The 16,366-nt window shown below is 70.9% G+C and carries 15 protein-coding genes and 3 pseudogenes; 9 read left to right on the forward strand and 9 right to left on the reverse strand.

Going from position 1 to position 16,366, the window contains the following annotated elements:
- Nucleotides 1–9: 9 nt before the first annotated feature.
- Both ACFUJY_RS26840 and ACFUJY_RS26845 read right to left on the reverse strand, forming a co-directional pair.
- On the reverse strand, nucleotides 10–744 hold the full coding sequence (locus ACFUJY_RS26840; RefSeq protein ID WP_383304353.1) for a hypothetical protein: 735 nt from the start codon (nucleotides 742–744) through the stop codon (nucleotides 10–12).
- Nucleotides 745–1,230: 486 nt separating this feature from the next.
- The gene (locus tag ACFUJY_RS26845) at nucleotides 1,231–1,929 is read right to left on the reverse strand and encodes a TetR/AcrR family transcriptional regulator (protein WP_383304355.1); all 699 of its coding nucleotides are present in this window, start codon (nucleotides 1,927–1,929) and stop codon (nucleotides 1,231–1,233) included.
- Nucleotides 1,930–2,059: 130 nt separating this feature from the next.
- Between ACFUJY_RS26845 and ACFUJY_RS26850 the strand changes: the two genes are divergently transcribed.
- The 4 genes and pseudogenes from ACFUJY_RS26850 to ACFUJY_RS26865 form a co-directional block, all read left to right on the forward strand.
- On the forward strand, nucleotides 2,060–2,563 hold the full coding sequence (locus tag ACFUJY_RS26850) for an SRPBCC family protein (protein ID WP_383304357.1): 504 nt from the start codon (nucleotides 2,060–2,062) through the stop codon (nucleotides 2,561–2,563).
- Nucleotides 2,564–3,381: 818 nt separating this feature from the next.
- Nucleotides 3,382–3,627 (forward strand): annotated as a pseudogene (locus ACFUJY_RS26855) (VOC family protein); the annotation flags it as partial.
- A gap of 340 nt (nucleotides 3,628–3,967) precedes the next feature.
- Nucleotides 3,968–5,077, forward strand: coding sequence for a hypothetical protein (locus ACFUJY_RS26860; RefSeq protein ID WP_383304358.1), 1,110 nt, complete (start codon nucleotides 3,968–3,970; stop codon nucleotides 5,075–5,077).
- A gap of 130 nt (nucleotides 5,078–5,207) precedes the next feature.
- Nucleotides 5,208–5,426 (forward strand): annotated as a pseudogene (locus tag ACFUJY_RS26865) (IS110 family transposase); the annotation flags it as partial.
- Here the strand turns inward: ACFUJY_RS26865 and ACFUJY_RS26870 are convergent.
- The 3 genes from ACFUJY_RS26870 to ACFUJY_RS26880 form a co-directional block, all read right to left on the reverse strand.
- Nucleotides 5,423–5,845 carry a hypothetical protein gene (locus ACFUJY_RS26870; protein WP_383304360.1) on the reverse strand — a complete coding sequence of 141 codons (423 nt, stop codon included), beginning with the start codon at nucleotides 5,843–5,845 and terminating at the stop codon, nucleotides 5,423–5,425. The pseudogene ACFUJY_RS26865 and the gene ACFUJY_RS26870 sit on opposite strands and share 4 nt — an antisense overlap.
- A 427-nt stretch (nucleotides 5,846–6,272) precedes the next feature.
- Nucleotides 6,273–6,701 (reverse strand): hypothetical protein, encoded by a 429-nt coding sequence (locus ACFUJY_RS26875; RefSeq protein WP_383304361.1) that lies wholly within the window; start codon nucleotides 6,699–6,701, stop codon nucleotides 6,273–6,275.
- 180 nt (nucleotides 6,702–6,881) lie between these two features.
- Nucleotides 6,882–7,751 (reverse strand): helix-turn-helix transcriptional regulator, encoded by an 870-nt coding sequence (locus ACFUJY_RS26880; RefSeq protein ID WP_383304363.1) that lies wholly within the window; start codon nucleotides 7,749–7,751, stop codon nucleotides 6,882–6,884.
- Between the two features lie 166 nt (nucleotides 7,752–7,917).
- Between ACFUJY_RS26880 and ACFUJY_RS26885 the strand changes: the two genes are divergently transcribed.
- Nucleotides 7,918–8,739, forward strand: coding sequence for an alpha/beta fold hydrolase (locus ACFUJY_RS26885; RefSeq protein WP_383304365.1), 822 nt, complete (start codon nucleotides 7,918–7,920; stop codon nucleotides 8,737–8,739).
- Nucleotides 8,740–9,232: 493 nt separating this feature from the next.
- Here ACFUJY_RS26885 and ACFUJY_RS26890 read toward each other — a convergent pair whose 3' ends face one another.
- Complete coding sequence (locus ACFUJY_RS26890; RefSeq protein WP_383304366.1) at nucleotides 9,233–10,312, reverse strand: DUF5937 family protein; 1,080 nt, start codon at nucleotides 10,310–10,312, stop codon at nucleotides 9,233–9,235.
- Between the two features lie 99 nt (nucleotides 10,313–10,411).
- Between ACFUJY_RS26890 and ACFUJY_RS26895 the strand changes: the two genes are divergently transcribed.
- Both ACFUJY_RS26895 and ACFUJY_RS26900 read left to right on the forward strand, forming a co-directional pair.
- The gene (locus tag ACFUJY_RS26895; protein WP_383304368.1) at nucleotides 10,412–11,737 is read left to right on the forward strand and encodes an MFS transporter; all 1,326 of its coding nucleotides are present in this window, start codon (nucleotides 10,412–10,414) and stop codon (nucleotides 11,735–11,737) included.
- A 509-nt stretch (nucleotides 11,738–12,246) separates the two neighbouring features.
- Entirely contained in the window at nucleotides 12,247–12,852 is a 606-nt protein-coding gene (locus ACFUJY_RS26900; RefSeq protein ID WP_383304370.1) for an SMI1/KNR4 family protein, read from the forward strand.
- A 256-nt stretch (nucleotides 12,853–13,108) separates the two neighbouring features.
- Here ACFUJY_RS26900 and ACFUJY_RS26905 read toward each other — a convergent pair whose 3' ends face one another.
- A complete protein-coding gene (locus ACFUJY_RS26905; protein ID WP_383304372.1) occupies nucleotides 13,109–13,546 on the reverse strand; it encodes a hypothetical protein in 438 nt (145 codons plus the stop codon).
- A gap of 79 nt (nucleotides 13,547–13,625) precedes the next feature.
- Here ACFUJY_RS26905 and ACFUJY_RS26910 point away from each other — a divergent pair.
- Nucleotides 13,626–14,089, forward strand: a pseudogene (locus ACFUJY_RS26910) (IS5 family transposase); the annotation flags it as partial.
- Between the two features lie 94 nt (nucleotides 14,090–14,183).
- Nucleotides 14,184–14,306 (forward strand): hypothetical protein, encoded by a 123-nt coding sequence (locus ACFUJY_RS26915; protein ID WP_383304374.1) that lies wholly within the window; start codon nucleotides 14,184–14,186, stop codon nucleotides 14,304–14,306.
- A 175-nt stretch (nucleotides 14,307–14,481) separates the two neighbouring features.
- On the opposite strand, the gene ACFUJY_RS26920 is transcribed toward ACFUJY_RS26915, so the two are convergent.
- Together ACFUJY_RS26920 and ACFUJY_RS26925 are read right to left on the reverse strand one after the other, a co-directional pair.
- A complete protein-coding gene (locus ACFUJY_RS26920) occupies nucleotides 14,482–14,877 on the reverse strand; it encodes a cupin (protein ID WP_383304376.1) in 396 nt (131 codons plus the stop codon).
- Nucleotides 14,874–16,322 (reverse strand): MFS transporter, encoded by a 1,449-nt coding sequence (locus ACFUJY_RS26925; protein ID WP_383304378.1) that lies wholly within the window; start codon nucleotides 16,320–16,322, stop codon nucleotides 14,874–14,876. Before ACFUJY_RS26925 ends, ACFUJY_RS26920 begins: the two co-directional genes overlap by 4 nt.
- Nucleotides 16,323–16,366: the final 44 nt, after the last annotated feature.

Here is a 16,366-nt window from a genome sequence, read left to right on the forward strand (position 1 = left end):
GATCGCCGCTCACCCGGCCTGCCCGAAGAGGAACATCGCGGTACCTGCGGCGGCCAGTAGGAGAAGCCTTCCGGCCACCGTGGCCGCCCGCGAGGTCGTCCCGCTGCGCAACGCGGCCACGCCCAAGGGAACGAGCGCGACGCACAGTCCCGCAGCGGCCGCGACCGACAGAGGGGTCGTTCCCTTCAGCACCCCGAGCGGCATCGCCGATGCCAAAGCGAGAGCCGCCGCACGCAGGGCTCCCAGCACTTGGGAGCGGTAGGCGCCGATGGCCAGCAGGAGCCAGCCGCCCATGATGGCTGCGTTGAGTGTGCTGAAGATATGGAACGCGCCGTAGGCCTCGCTCACCGTTCGCGTTGCCGATGCGGCCCCCTGTGCGGCCACCAGTTGGAAGGCCAGGTGGTCCACACCGGCGTGAAACGCGCGGGCGAAGAGGCCGAGGACCGTGAGTGTGCCGCCCCACAGAGCAAGTTCCCGGAACCTCGCGCCGATCTTGGCAGCGAGGAGCACGACTCCCGGCCAGAGCAGCACCCACCCGGCGGACACAAAGCTGTATGAGACCGTCATGAGGCCCGGATGGTGCCCGTACGCAGTCAGTTGCGCGGGGAAGAAGAAGTCGAAGCGCAGGCGCAGCAGTACGCCGGTGAGCAGCAGCAGAGGGCCGAGGACGAGGGAGGCGCCGCCCACCCAGCGTCCCGGAAAGACAGGATGAGGATCGGCGATCGACGTAGTGGTGATGGTCATGGGGCAACGATGCTGCCCCCGCACGTACCGCGTCGTCGGAGCGTGGACCACACTTTCGGATCGGACCGTGGTCGTAGTCCGCCCGTGCCCGAGGGCCTGGCACGGCAACCGCGGAAAGGGCCGGGCAGGCGCTCAGACCGGGGGTTTCCCCCGCCCACCACGGAAACTTCCGCCCGCGGCCCATACCTCCGCCGGCTCTTCGTTTCCCCCTCCCGAAGCCGCCCTGGGCAGTGGTTCGTTCCGGAGCCGTCGTCCGCACCCCCTGAGGCCCTACACCAGCTCCAGCTCCGTGCCCGGTCGGCAGGAGATGCAGGCCGTACGTCTGCGAGCCCTCCTGGATGACAGCATCGGCGCTCTGCCCGGCACGGCGCCGTCACGGTGGTCGGCGTGAAGCACCTGTTCATGGACCGGCGTTTGTCGGTCCAGTAGTGGATGCCCCCCTGGCCTGGCGAACCGGTTGGGCCGCTCATCCTGTTGTCGTTGCTGTCAGGGGGTGTGGAATCCGACGAGGTCGGCGAGCAGGGTGGTGCTGTGCTCGAAGAAGACGGTGTCGTCGTCGAAGGCGCCGTGGAGGTGGCCGAAGAGTTCCATGCTGATGGCTCCGAACAGTTGGGTGTAGGCGCTGACGGCGCGCATGAGCAGTGAGGGCGGGACGTCGAGAAGACCGGTCGCTTCGGCGAGGGTGGCGGCGTTCGCGGCGACCTCGTCCGACCAGGGTTCGTCGGCAGGCTGGGTGAGTTGGCCGGTGCGCCAGGCGTCGCAGGCGATGGTCAGCAGCAGCATGGGGATTCTGACGGCGGGGGTGATGGTGTCCTGGGGCGCCTGGTAGCCGGGCACGGTCGTGCCGTACAGCAGTGCGTACTGATGGGGACGGGAGAACGCCCAGTCCCGCACACCGTGGCACACCGCCAGCCAGCGCTCCCGGGGCGTCTCCTTGGCGGCCGCCGCGGCGTCCAGGTGGTCGGCCAGGTCGCTGTAGGAGTCGATGATCAGGGCGGTGAGCAGCTGTTCCCGGCCGGGGAAGTAGCGGTAGAGCGCTGAGGGCACCATGCCGAGCTCCCGGGCGACGGCCCTGAGCGTCAGGCCGGCCGACCCGTGCTCCGACAACTGGCGGAACGCCTCGGCCTTGATGTCGTCGATCAGTTGCGCGCGGGCCCGCTGCCGGGCGTTGGGGATGGCTGCCATGCCCTTCAGCATGCCACAGGCGAGAACGGCGGCCCGGAACGAGAACAGTGTTCTTGACGCCAGGGTCGAACCGTGACTACTGTTCTCTAACGAGAGCACCGGTCACGGTGCATGAACGGGGAGGGGCAACATGTTCCAGGAGATGCGTTACCGCGGACCGTCGCTCGACGAGCTCCACGAGAACTACGCCAAGCAGCACCGCATCGACGACGCGGCACCCTTCCGCTCCACCCACGAAGTCGTCATCAACGCGCCGGCCGAGCGTGTCTGGGCACTGCTCGCCGACCCCGCCGGCTGGTCGGCGTTCGACCCGGCCATCCGCGAAGTATCCGTCGCCGGGGATGGCACGCCCGCGGTGGACACACGGTTCACCTGGGTCAACGGGAGTGCGAAGATCGCCTCGCGGTTCGCGGTTGTCGAACCGCTGCGCGAGATCACCTGGACCGGAACCGCCATGGGCTCACGCGCCGCCCACCGCCACCTCCTCACCCCCCGCCAGGACGGCACCACACTCCTGCGTACCGAGGAGTCCATGGCCGGCACCCTGCTCGGGCTTGTCTACAACAAAGCAAAACTGCACGCCGAGCTGACGCGCTGGCTCGACTCGATCAAGACCGCCGTCGAACAGTCCTGAGAGTCCGTCCCGGTCTGTGTACGAGCCTTCGCGCTCTCGCGTGGTCGTGATGGCACGCGTCCGGCGGCTACGGGGGCGGTTCGACGGGAGGCGGCTGGAGCTGAAGGGCGGCCGGATCGCCCAGGGCGTCCGCGTCGCCTGATGGGTGAAAGGCTTCGGTGATCGGCTGAAACCGTACCCCTCCCGGGAGCTGGCGTCGGTCTCACGGGTGCGGAGCCAACGTACGGCAAAGCCACGTTCGGCGACGTCGTCGCGCTCACCCCACAGGGTGACCTGTACTTGTACAGCCACGACACCGTCCCCGTCCGTCACCCCACCCCCCGGGTCGGCCGCCGCGCGCACCCCGCCTCCTTCACGGCGGCCTGGCACCCGCCGCCCCATCCTCTTCCGCCAGCAGGAGGCGGCCGAGGAGCGCAGGGTGCGCCATCCCTTGAGTCGAGCACGCGTCAGGCGTCGTAGCAGAGGCAGAAGGGGTGGCCGGCCGGGTCGGAATGCTTGCTGTGCCTTGCTCCCGGCCTTCGTCGGGCCCTTCGTCGGGGCGCCGCCGAGGTGGGGGAGGGGGTCTGGGCGGGTCGTACGCCCGGCTTCGACAGCCGCTGCTGCTGTTCGGCCGACAGGTGCACCCAGGTGCTCGGGTCCTTCGGCCGCTGAAGCCACAGCCGGTGTCGTCGCCCTCGAAGGTGACACCGGGCGCGATACAGGACCGGACGTCGTCGGCGTCGACGAGATCGGCCAGGGCGCGGTAGTGGCGTTGCCAGTTCAGCGGCCGCCCCGGGCAGTACCGGACCGGGGGTCGGTGTCGGTGAACTGCTGCACACACGAAGCCGATTGCGTGCGAACTCCGGGACATCTTTCACGGCACCGATCTCGCGTCCGTCGCCCGGCCCTGCACCGGTACTGCGATGTGGCTCCACGCCGTCGACGTCCGGGCCATCCCCGATGCGCTGGTCGCCGGCGGCCACACCACCGCCTGCGTGCCGGTCGCGGTCGACGGCCCGTTCGGCCGGACCTTCACCCTCTCCGACCCCGACGGCTACCACGTCACGCTCCGCGCCCGCGCCTGAGCGGAACACGGCCGTCCGGCGCCCCAAGGGAGCGTGGCGCCGAGGGGCGTCCTCGGCGCCGCGAATCCCGCAGGTGGCCGCGCTCTGTCCCCTCCATGTCCGCGCACCCCCCACCGTCGCCGAACACGGTCACCCCCGCTATCTCTTCGCCTGACGGTCACGCTTTTCGTCAGGCGGCCGGGACGCTGCATCCGCACCGCAGGGGGCGACTCCTCATCCGTACGACAGATGGCCGGTGGCGGCTGCCGCAGGGTGGGGAGTCCGTACGGGCTCCCCGCTCGGACCGGACGGAGCCACCCGAGGCGGTTCGGCAGCACCATACGGGCGTTAGCCTTCACCGGTGACAGACACCCCCGTCGGCCTACCCGACCCCTGGTTGGTCCTCACCTCGAAGGGCGACGTCGAGCGTGAGATCGCGGGCTCGTGGCTCGCCGGACTCGGCTTCAACCGCGCGGCGCCCGCGGACGTACTCCTCAGCCTCCTGGACGCCGACGAACCCGGTCTGTTGTGGCGGGAGGACCTGCCGCCCGGCGTCCTGGACGCGGCGGTCGTTCACACCGCACGGCGTGTACGCTCCGCCGCCGCCGACTGCGGCCGCCTTTCCGAGGAACAGTGGCAGCGGCTGATCGCATGCGCGCAGAGTCCGCGCGAGCGAGAGCTGCTGACCGAATACGCGGGGGAGGAACGGGCTGCACGACGGCTCTCGCGCGGCAGCCGCGGCATCGGACAGGCTCCGCACCCCGACGCCACACCGCCCATGACGCTCGACGAAATCGAGGCCGCGGTCGCCGAGGTGCCCGACATCGACCCGGACAGCCGGACGATCGGGCTGTGGTGGGTCGGCGCCCTCCACGACGATGCCGAAGCCATGCGCCGCCTCGCGGCCTCGCCCAAACTGCTCGTGCGCCGCAGTGTCGCGCGGGCGGCGCGTCTCCCCGAGGATGTGGCCGCCTTGCTCGCTCGCGACGAGGACCGTGTCGTGCGGCTGTTTCTCGCCGAGTCCTGTGACGACGCGCCGCCGGACATGCTTCTGGAGGTCGCGTCATGGTGGGATGGCAGCCTCTCCTTCCCGGGCCGGCCGCACAACCACCCGAACTTCCCGCGCGACGGCCTGCTGCGCCGCGCGACCGACCCGAACCCGCGCCTGCGGGCCCTCGCGCTCGACGACCCCGAGGCCACGGACGCCGTGGTCGAACAGCTCAGCCTGGACGCGCACCCGCTCGTGCGCCGGGCCGCCGCTGCGGACCGTCGCCTTTCACCGCAATCCCTGCGCCGCCTCGCAACCGACCCGGACCAGGCCGTATGCCACCGGGCCTGGGAGCACCCGGCCCTCCCGGCGGACACGCTCGTGCCTCTCCTGCTCGACACCTCCAGCGCCCGACACGCCGCCCACAACCCCCTCATCCCGGTCCACGTGATGCACCACATGGTCGCCCTCGGCCGCCGATGACCTCGGCAAGGTTCGGGCCGGCTGCGCACCCAGAACGCGCCGGACCCGCCGGCCCTGCCCAGGGAACGCTCGCCAAAGGGGCCGACGGGACCCGTAGCCCGGTCGCGGCGAACAGCCCTCCGGGAGGGAAAACGAGCAGCTCAAGCAGGCCTTCCTTCTCTCCGCGCTCGCCGCCTTGGGCGACCCGGCATCGCGGGCCGACTACGACAAGAAAATTGCCCAGGGCAAGCACCACACCCAAACCCTGCACTGCCTCGCGCGCCGCAGAGCCGATGTCCTCTCCGCCATGCTCCGTGACGGCACCTTCTACGGACCTCAGCCTGCTCGGGCGGTCGTTCCGCAGACCTAGACCATGGTCAGCAGGTGATCCGTGGGCCCGTAATCGATCTTCCAGTCGGCATAGACCCCCACGGCACCGTCCTTCTGGCACCGAAGCCCAACGGTCACCCATCGGACCGACTCGTCGCCGGCGAGCGAGAACGCGACTGCCGTCTCGAACTCCCCGCCCCCGCACGGACAGCCCGCCTCGCCAGGATCCGCGTCCTCCCAGAACTCCTCGCTATCCGCGATGAACGCGCGGCCGCCACAACCAACGCACACACGCTCGGCTCCGCCCTCAACATCGTCGACGAGAATGCAAAACACGCGCCCGCCACACCCGTCACAGACAGAAGGAACGACCTTCACCGGGCAGCCGTCGGCAGTGTTTCGGAGAAACACCGCGAGCTCTGCAGAGACACCCTCGCCAACCTGATCATCAGCATGCACAGGCAATATCGTTCCAGACACCCGACCCAGCACCCATCCACCTTGACCTAAGAGATAGGGGCACCTCTTGTGGAGGCCCCTCACCGCTGCGAATGCGAGCCCGTTCGCGGCGTAGGGCGGCCAGGAAGGCGGGGTGGCGGGGCGGCGCAGCCTTGCGGCTGTTGCAGGTGCCGCACAGCGGTCCTCCTCCGAACAACGCCGCGTGAACCGCAGTTGGAGCGCCTGTCGACGTGGTCGGTGCCGGCGGCCTCCGCGGCGGTGTGTAGGGCCTTGTCGCCGCCGGGACCCAGGATGGCCCAGGGTGATGTTCTCGCGGCGGCCGGCGGCCAGTGCGTGTAATGCTGTGGAGCAACCGCGACCTTGGGCAGTACGCCCGGGCGGGTCTGCGTCAACCAGTCCGACGCCGTCCCGCCGACGTGTCGCCCTTCTACATGCTGCCCCATGACGGGCGTTCGAGGTTCTCAGTGATCGCGGTTGGGGACGCGAGGGCGAGCACGTGCAAAAGCGGCCAGTAGCCGTCGTGAGGCAGGGCATCGGCCAGCAGGGCCCGTACAGATGGGGGGATGGGGAGCCCGGCGGCTCGGGAGCCTTCCGCCAGGGCCGTCAGACCGAGGGGCCGGGCGCCGTTGCTGTCCAGGGAGCGGACGAGGGTCTCGGCCCGGTCCAGGGCCCCTGTCCGGGCTGCGGCGCCCGCCACGGCGGCAAGGGCTCTCTCACGCTCCGCAGTCGTGGCGATGGAGCGGGCGACGTCCGGACTGAAGCCCTTGCGCGCCGAAGTTTCGACAGCAGCCGACTGGACGAGCATTCGGCTTCCGGCGGAGACGCCGCGCTCGACGTGCGCGTGGAACGTCGTCACGGCGCCCCGGCCGGCCGGAAGGGCGGCGAGCCTGACCCGTACGGTCGTGCCGATCAGGTCGCACGAGTCGCCCGGCGAGCCCGCAAGGCCGCAGGAGTCGAAGACGAACAGGGTGGCGGCTGCCGTCGTCCTCGAAGGCGTGGGCCGCGCCCTGTGCCGTGGAGCCGGTGTTGATGAACCTCACGGAGAAGACGCCGGCTGGCCGAACTGCCCCGTCCCCACCGCCCCCAGCAGGGCCAGCTTCCCGGCCGTGTCCGTCCCCGGCGGCGGGGTGAACAGGACCAGGCGCTGCTCGCCCTGCGGGGCCAGGAGGACCTGGCAGTCCAGATCGACCGGGCCGACGAGCGGATGGAGAAGGCGCATCCGGGTGTGCCGGCGCACCGCCACCTCGTGCAGCGGCCAGAGCTCGGCGAACTCTTCGCTCGCAGCGCGGAGCCGGGTCACCAGGCGGGCGGCCGCCGGGTCGCCCGCCCGGCGACCCACTGCGGCGCGTAGGTCGGCGACATGCAGACGGCTGTAGTACGCGTGCTCCTGCGGTGGGTAGGCGGCCCGCTGGTCCGGGTCCGTGAACCAGCGCCACACCAGGTTCCGCCCGTACTCCGAGACTGTGCACACCCCGCCGAGCAGGGTCCGCGCCGCTTCATTCTGCGCGAGGACATCGCCGAGGTCGCCGATGATCTGGGCAGGGGTCGTCGGCAACTGGTCCAGCAGGTGGAGCAGTCCGGGCTCGACGTGGTCCCCGGCCAGGCCGGCGGCGGGCGGGCGGTGGCCTGCAAGCAGGTGCAGGTGGTCCCGCTCGTCGCCGCTCAACCGCAGGGCGCGGGCCAAGGAGGCGAGGATCTGTGGTGAGGGCTGCGGGCCGCGTGCCTGTTCCAGGCGGATGTAGTAGTCGGCCGACATCCCGGCCAGCTGGGCGACCTCCTCGCGCCGCAGCCCCGGCGTCCGGCGGCGCGGACCGGCAAGCAGCCCTGCGTCCTGTGGGCGCACGCGGTCCCGTGAACGGCGCAGGAAGTCGGCGAGCTCGCGGCGGTTGATCGTCATGCCGCTCATCCTGCCGGACCTCTTCCGGCGCAACCAGGGACCGCCGGTCCCAGGCTTCGCGAGGCTCTCCCGGCCCCTTCCGTACGGCGGCAGAGTCATCGGCACACCGAGCAGCGACAGCCCCGGTGAAACCAATCCGGCCACCATCCGGTCACAGGAACGAGGGCACCACTCCATGACATCCGCCGCCACCCCCACCAGCACCGTCCGCACCGTCGCCGTCGGCACCGCCCGGGTCGCCTACGACCTCACCGGCACCGGCCCCCGCCCCCCGCTCCTCCTCGTCCACGGCACCGGATCGGCCGGGGCCGCCCTGACCTGGGGCAATATCGTCCCCCGGTTCGCCGACTCCCGGACGGTGATCACCCCGGACCTCTCCGGCACCGAGCGCACCACCGACGACGGCGGCCCGCTCAGCGTCGAAGGGCTCGCCGCACAGATCATCGCCGTCATCGAGGACGCCGCCCTCGGGCCGGTGGACCTGCTCGGCTTCTCCCTCGGCTCCCCGGTCTCCGCAGCCGTCGCCGCCCGGCGGCCCGACCTGGTGCGCAGACTGGTGCTGGTCGCGGGCTGGGCCCACACCGACGGGGACGAGTACCTGCGCAACCTGTTCACGCTGTGGCAGAGGATCGGCGACAACGACCCCGCCGCCTTCGGCCGCAGCGTGACGATGACCGGGTTCAGCCGCGCGTTCCTCAACACCATCGGACGCGACGAAGTCGAGGCGCTCATCCCCAACATGCCGCCCACGCCGGGCACCCTGCGCCACGTGGACCTCAACCTGCGCATCGACATCCGCGCCCTGCTACCGCGTATCGAGGCACCCACGCTGGTCATCGGCAACGCGCAGGACGCCACCGTCCCGGTCGACCACAGCCGCGCCCTGCACGACGCGATCGCCGGCAGCGCGTACGTGGAGCTCGACGCCGGACACGTGGTGCTCTTCGAGCGGACGGACGAGTTCACCGACCGGGTGACCGCGTTCCTCGCTGAGTGAGGGCGTACGCGTACCCGGCGGCAGCGCAGGACGGGGCCGCCCCGGCCGCCAACCGGTGGTCACCGGCCGGGGCGCACTCGGGTGCCAGCTTCGGAGCCGGTTCAGCCGTGCGGAGGCGGTGTGCTCGGGCAGCCCTGGGCTGGGGCACGTCGTCGCCCGGTGATCTCCGTGAGCAGGCAATCCAGGCCGACCGCGCCCGGGTCGCGCCCTGGTGCGGCCGGCAAGGCGGTACCTGTCGGCGTCCGTGACCGTGCGCCACGTCGTACGAGGGATGTGCACCGTTCCTGGTGCGGTGCCTGGGTGTCCGGCTGTGAGTCTGCCGCTGTCACCTTAAGGTGGCAGAGAGGCGGCTGACGGTGGTGCTCGACGCTCACCGCTCGCTGGAGTCGTACGCGGTGGTGCACTTGGGCGAGTGCGTGGACAGCGATCAGCGACGTCGTCTCGATCCGCTCCACGGTCCGAGACGCCATCCCAGTGCGTCTGAGGACGGCACTCACCGCAGCACGGCCGCCAGCAGGTCCGTCCCCAGCCCCGAGAGCGCGGGCAGGCTGAGGGTGTAGCGGACGTAGCGGCCGTGCCGGCGCGTCGTGAGCAGGCCCGCGCGGCGGAGGATCGCGAGGTGGCGGGAGACCTCCGGGGGCGAGAGCTCCCAGGCGTCGGCCAGTTCACCGGTGGTGTGCGGGCCCCGGGCCAGGGTGCGCAGCAGCCGCAGCCGCACCGGATGGGCGAGCGCCTCCAGCCGCAGCGTCACCGTTTCCAGGGACACCGGCTCGGGCGGACCGGCCTCGGGCACGGGGTACTGCACCACGGGCTGCCACCCTGGCGCGTGGACCACCACCAGGTGCGGGCGGCCGAAGACGCTGGGGAGAAGGGTCACCCCGGTGCCGTGGGCGGAGGTGGCGTTGTCCTGGAGCTTGTCCACGACGATGCGGTCGCCGTCCAGGGCCACCGCGCCGGAGACCGATGCGAGCGCCGCCCCGGCGCCCCGGTGCCGCAGCAGGTCGTTCTTCAGGCGCACGTCGTCAGCGAGCCGCACGGCGGCGCCCGCCCAGGCGGCGTCGAAGAACGCCTCCGCGCACTCCTCGAGGGTGTTGCGCACCCGGGCCCGCACGGCGGTCGGGTCCGCGAGCAGCCGTTCCGCGAAGGCGTCCTGGAGCGGGCCGCGGGCCCGGGCCCGGTCCAGGGCCCGCTCGCGCGCCGCCGCGTCGGCGAGCGGGGACGGCGCGCCGAAGTGGACCCGGTTGCTGCCGCACGTGGTGACGAGCGCGGCCGTCACGTACGTCTCGTCGTCGATCCGGTCCACGTCGTCCAGCTCATCGGCGAGCGTCGAGCGCGGGCGCGCGGGAACGAGGAAGTCGGCCCGCGAGGAACGCCAGAGGAACTCCGCCTCGGTGAGCCGTTCCGCCAGCTCCGGTCGGAGCCCGGCGCGCACCCCGGCGGCCCAGCCGGCGCGGTCCGGATGATGCGCGGGCTCGGCCAGCACGTGCAGCATCGCGGTCAGTTCGGCCAGCGGTGACAGGGCAAACCGCAGCCGCCCGGCGGGCAGGCCGGCGATGTCGATGCTCAGCGTCATCTCCGCATCATCGCCGGTCGGACGGGCGATGTCCGCGCCGATTGACGGTGTCGGTCAACCGGCGGGGCCGCTCCGGCGGCCGGCCTCACCGTGGACGCCATGACAACCACCAAGATCCGGCCGCGTCATCTCGTCCGAGCGTCCGGAGGCCCGCGCTACGCCGTCGCCATGGCCGTGGACGCGCTCGGCACCGGCCTGCTGCGGCCCTTCCTGCTGCTTTACGGGGTGTCCGTGCTCGGGCTGTCCGCCCCGGCCACCGGTGCCGCGATGACGGCCGGGGCCGTCGTGGGCCTGGTCTGCGTGCCCGTGGTCGGCCGATGGCTGGACCGGGGCGCGCGCAGCTCCGTCGTGGCCGCGTCGATGCTGGTACGGGTGGTGGGCGTGGCACTGCTGCTGGGCGCCCCGGCGGGGGACATCCCGCTGTTCACGGCGGCGGCGCTCTTCCTCGGCATCGGCAACCAGGCGTGGCCCCCCGCCCACGCGGCCCTCGTCGCCACGATCGCCCACGGGCGGGAACGCGACGCCGCCCTCGCGGGAGGCCGTGCCCTGCGCAACGCCGGCCTGGGGGCGGGCGCGCTTCTGGCTACCGCGTGCATGGCGGGCGGGACGGCCGCGCTCCAGGTCCTGGCGGCCGTCACCGGCGTCTCCTACCTCGCGTCGGCGGCCCTGGCCCGCTCGGTCCACGTGAGCGCCCGGCCGGCCGCCGCCCTGGCCGGGGAGGGAGGCGAGGAGCCCGCGCCCCGGATGGGCGCGCTGCTCGGCGCCAACGTGATCTACGTGTTCTGCCTCAACGTCCCCGAAGTCGCGCTCCCCCTGATCCTGGTGACGCAGCTGCACGCCTCCCCCGTGTGGTCGGGGGTCGTCTTCGTGGCCAACACCGTGCTGGTGGTCACCCTGCAGGTGCCGGTCACGGTGGTGATGTCCCGCTTCCCCCGCCGGTCGGTGCTGGCCGCATCGGGCGTCGTGCTCGCCGCGTCCTATCTCGGCTTCTTCGCGGCCGGCTCCCTGGGCCGCGGCTGGACCGCCCCGGCTGTCGTCGTGGTATCGGTGGTCTGCACCCTCGGTGAGATCCTTTACGCGGGAAGCGCCACGGCCCTCGTCACGGTCCTCGCCCCGGACCGCGTCCTGGGCCGCGCCCTCGCCCGCTTCCAGCTCTCCTCGGGCTTCGGCCTCGCCGTCTCCCCGGCGGCGATCACCGCTCTCACGTCCCACGGCACGGCCGTCCTCTGGGGCAGCCTCTCCGCCGCGACACTTCTCTCCGCCGGAGCGGTTGCCACCGGGACTCACCCGGCCACGGACTGCGCGGTGACCACGCCGCGCAGCAGCTCCGCGACGGCGAACCGATCCCGACGCCGGAGGAAGCAGGGCGCGTCGACGGGCTCCACCGGGGCGCAGGTCACCACCCGGGGCTCCTCGTCCGAGTAGGCGGGGAACGTCAGCACCACCTTGCCGTTGCCGCCGCTGGCCCGCGTCTGCGCGCAGTTCCATGGCCTGGCTCGGCGGCGGGCGGAGTCGACTGGGACGTATCAGTGGACTCGGCCACTTCGCACTCTGCTCGGCCAGACTTCCCGTCGCATACGGCTTCCGTCATCTCAAGAACTGGAAGGCCGTCGCCCGACGCCACACCCGCTGGGACACACTGCCGACACCATCCGAGCGGTCGCCGGGCTTCTGACCGACCAACAAGCAACCCGCTACACGAAGGTACGCGCACTGCCCGCCCCCGGCACATGACCAAACCGCCGAGCGCAACTTCCACACGCTCTCCGCCCCAACCATGTACGAGCGCATCAGGGCTGGGCCTGCCATGTGTTCTTACGGACCCTCACCTGCAGCCTCATCTGCTGAGGGGTGAGCCGCCTACGAGACCGCGGCCACATGCGACAATCAGTCCCGTGTCGGAGGAGCTATCGCGTTGGTACAGAGGTCGCCTCGTGGGCGGACCGTTCACACCGTTCGACCCAGACGAGTGCACTGCGCTTGAGCGGGAGATCGGACTGTCCCTGCCACCCGCGTACCGCTCCTTCCTGGAAGCTGCCGGCGGAAAGAGACTGGGTTACTCGGTCCGCCTCCCGGCGTGCGAAGCAGAACCGGTCCAGAGCTTCGACAACCTCTTCCAGTTGGGCCGCGACGACGCCGGTGAGTACGGCTGGGGCACTCTCCTGGGCGAATACCAGCACAGTCGTGACGGGTGGCTCGCCCAGAACCTGCCGCTGACCGGCCTTTTGCCCATCGCCCGCAACGGCGGCAGCGATGTCCTCTTCCTGGACCTGAACCCGGCCACTCACGGCCGGCTCCACGCGTTCGTCCACGCCATCAACTGGCCGGGGTATGTGAGCAACCACGTCTTCACGACAGTCGCGGACGACTTCCACGCCTACCTCGACAGCCTGTACATCGACCCCGACACGGCGGAGGACGCCTGGGCGGACGTCGCCAAAAGCGATCCCTCGGACCCCTGGCGGAGGGCCGTCGAGGAATGGCTGGACAAGGAACTGCCGACCTGGCGTGCCGCAGCCTGGGCAGCCCCTTCGACCTGAAGACGCTCTCCCCGGATCTCTCCTCAGCTGCGTAGCCCAGGCACCCGACCCCAGCTCGCTTGGGATGCGCAACGTTGCGAGGCGAGCCAGAAGTGGTGACTGTGCTGAACGTACTGCTCGCCCACCTCCTGCGAAGGATCCACTGCAGGACCAACCAAATCGCCGAAGGGCGCGTACTGGCCGGCGGCCGTGTCCGTGCGGAGACGACAGGGCCGTGCCGGTGACGTGCACCGGGGCAGTCCCCTCGCCCGTTCGTTCAGGAAGCCCGGATCACCCGGTCGATCTCCGCGCCAGTGCGGGCCACGACGACGGGCCACTCGTCCCTGAGGGCAGCGGGCAGAAGCTCGCGGTCCCCGTCCCGCTGGATCATGACCGGCCCGCCCGGAACCACGAGTACGGCATCCAGCCGACGGAGTAGAACGGCCAAGAGGTCCATGATCCCGCCCCCTCCGAAGCGGTTGAAGGTGATGCCGGTCGGATGGTTGAAGTACACACCCGCCTCCTCCCCATCCGCCGCACTGACCAGCAGGAAGTCGGTGTCGGGGCCCCGCACCACCGCATAGGGGTCGAGGACTTCGTGTGCGGCACTCATGTCCAGCGTCGCTGGCTCACCGTTCTGGAACCGGCACACGAAGATGTCAAAACTCATGGAGTCCTTTTTAACCCCTGGTGAGTCGTGGCGGAGTACGACCATGGCCTTCACGATGTCGGTGATCCGGCGAGAACACCTAACACAATGAGGCGGATCGGTCCTGTGGCCGTGTCCGAGAAGAGGGCTCCAGACCGGCCCGCCACCAGTCGACCGGGGAAGGGCCGACTCCAAACACCATCTGATCACCGACGGACACGGCACCCGATCGCGGTCATCCTCACCGGCCGGAACCGCAACAACATCACCCAGCTCATGCCCCTGCTCGACGCCGTTCCACCAGCCCGGGGCAGGTCCGGGCGGCCCCGTCGCAAGCCTGAATCGGTCTTCGCAGACCGCGGCTACGACCACGACGTCCACCGGAATCAAGTTCGGGCTCGGTGAATCCTCCCTGTCATCGCCCTACGCAGCAGGTCCCACGGCGGCGGTCTGGGCACCTACCGGTGGGTGGTCGAGCGCACCTCCGCCTGGCTCCACGGCTTCAAGCGACTCCGCGTCCGCTGGGAACGCCGAGCCGACATCCACGAAGCTTTCCTCAAGCTCGCCTGCTGTCTGATCACCCGCCGCCAGGTGCTGTCCTCGACCTGACCGGCACGCGCCCCCATGTCTGGGCCTGCAGGCGGGCTTGACGTTCGGCAGCCCAGAGAGCTGGTGTCGTACCCGGGTGGCAGGGTTGCCGACCATGGACATGCATGAGTTCTGGGGCGTCATCGAAACGGCACGCTCAGCCGCCACGGCGGACAAGCCCTTCGCCGAGGCCCTGGTCGATGAGTTGGCGGGAACCGTCCAGAGCTGGGCGGCGTAGGGGTCGAGGAGGCCGGTCTGGGTGGGGGAGGATCGACAAGCAGGCGCCTGATGGCATGCGACGTCAGGATGGCCGGCACGTCGGGTTTCGGAGTTCCAGCTCGGCCCCAGGGGCAAGGCGGTTGCCTGGTGAGGCTTGTGGTGGCCCGGCAGCAGGTCTGCCGGGCCACGTTCGGTCAGTGCGTGGCGGCACGCTTTTCGAGGCGGGTGCCGTGGCGAAGGGTGATCGACATCAGGTCGCTGGGGGCGTCCAGTTCCAGACGGTGCCAGCGGCCGCGGGGGACGACCACAGCGGTGCCTGCGTGCAATCGCACCAGGTCCTCGGTGCCGCCGGGGGTGGTGGGGCGGAAGTAGAGGCGGAGGCCGCCGGTCAGGCAGCACACCGCTTCCTCGGCCTGCGGGTGCATCTCCCAGTGGTCGGCGTGCACGTCCGCGTCGGTCTCCACGCGGAACGTGGCGATCTGCCAGGCGCCGGAGTCGCTGCTTGTCATCTGCCGTTCTACGGCTCGGACGTCGCCGTCCGGGTGGAAGTGTAGCGCCGAGGCGAACAGGTCGATGGGGATCGCGGTCATGATGGTGTTCCTTCCAGTCGGTTGTCCGCGGGGACGGCGGAGCACAGGCCGGGCGTTTTGGCATGGCGGCGGGGCAGCGCGCCGATCGCCACGACCGCCGCGAGTACGAAGAGGGCGGCGGCGATGGCGAGGCCCAGGGCGTAGCCGTCATTGAGCGCGGCCGGATCGGTGGCCGTGCCGGTCCGGTGTGCGGCGATGGTGGCCAGGACGGCCAGGCCGATGCAGCCGCCGAGTTGGCGGCAGCTGTTGAAGAGACCGGAGGCCATGCCGGCCTCGCGGGTGGTGACGCCGGTGGTCGCGGCGGCGGCGACGGGGGCCAGCACCAGTCCGGTACCGATGCTGGTGACAAGGGACGGGCCGAGTACATCGGTGAGGAAGCTGCCTTGTGGGCTGATAAAGGCGAACCAGGCCAGGCCCGCGGCGGCCAGCAGGGCGCCGGGCACGAGGGACACACGAGGGGTGCGTGTCGCGGTGATGCGGGTCGCGGCGACGGTCCCCGCGACCAGGCCTGCGGAGAAGGGCAGGAACGCGGCGCCGGTTGCGGCGGCACCCATGCTCAGGACCTGCTGCATGTACAGGGACACGAAATAGAACGCGGTGAACTGTCCGGCTGCGGCCAGGAACACGAGCGCGTTCGCCCCGGCGACCCAACGGCTGCGCAGCAGGCCGAGGCGCAGCAGGGGCGTGGTGGCCCTTGACTCAGCGACGACGAAGGCGACCAGCAGCACGGCTGCGGCACCGAGGGTCACCCACGTGGGACGGGAGCCCCAGCCAACGGTGTCGGTGCGGACGACACCGAGCACCAGCAGTCCGACCCCGCCGGTCGCCAGGGCGGCGCCCAGCACGTCCAGCCTCTCGCGCCGGGCGGGTGACTCCCCGGCGGGCACCCCCGCAGGGACGAGCGCGAGCGCCGCCGCCACGATGGGCAGGTTGATCAGCATGACCCAGCGCCAACCCGCGTAGTCGGTCAGCAGTCCACCTGCCAGCACGCCCAGGGCGCCTCCTGCGGCGTTCACCGCGCTCCATACGCCAAGTGCGCGAACCCGTCGGGGGCCTTCGGTAAAGGTGGTGGTGAGCATCGCCAGTGCGGCCGGCGCGGCCACGGCGGCGCCCAGTCCCTGCCCGGCGCGGGCGGTGATCAGGTGCCAGGGGGTCTGGGCCAGCCCGCCTGCCAGCGAGCACAGCCCGAAGACGGTCAGCCCCAGGACGAACATCCGGCGCCGGCCGTACAGGTCGCAGGCACGGCCGCCCAGTAGCAGGAATCCGCCGAAGGTGAGCGCGTAGAGGTGCACGACCCACGACAGGTCGAGCGGTGCGAATCCCAGTGCCGTGCGGATCGCGGGTAAGGCGACGTTGACCACGGACATGTCCAAGGCGAAGACGAACTGGGCGACGGCAGCTGCCGCCAGCACCACTCCCGGCTTCCCTCCAGAATTTTTATACATGTAAGAAAAAGTAGCGGCGGGGTATGCCGCTGTCCAGACCTGGG

This window comes from Streptomyces sp. NPDC057249 (genome assembly GCF_042669245.1).
Taxonomy (GTDB): domain Bacteria; phylum Actinomycetota; class Actinomycetes; order Streptomycetales; family Streptomycetaceae; genus Streptomyces.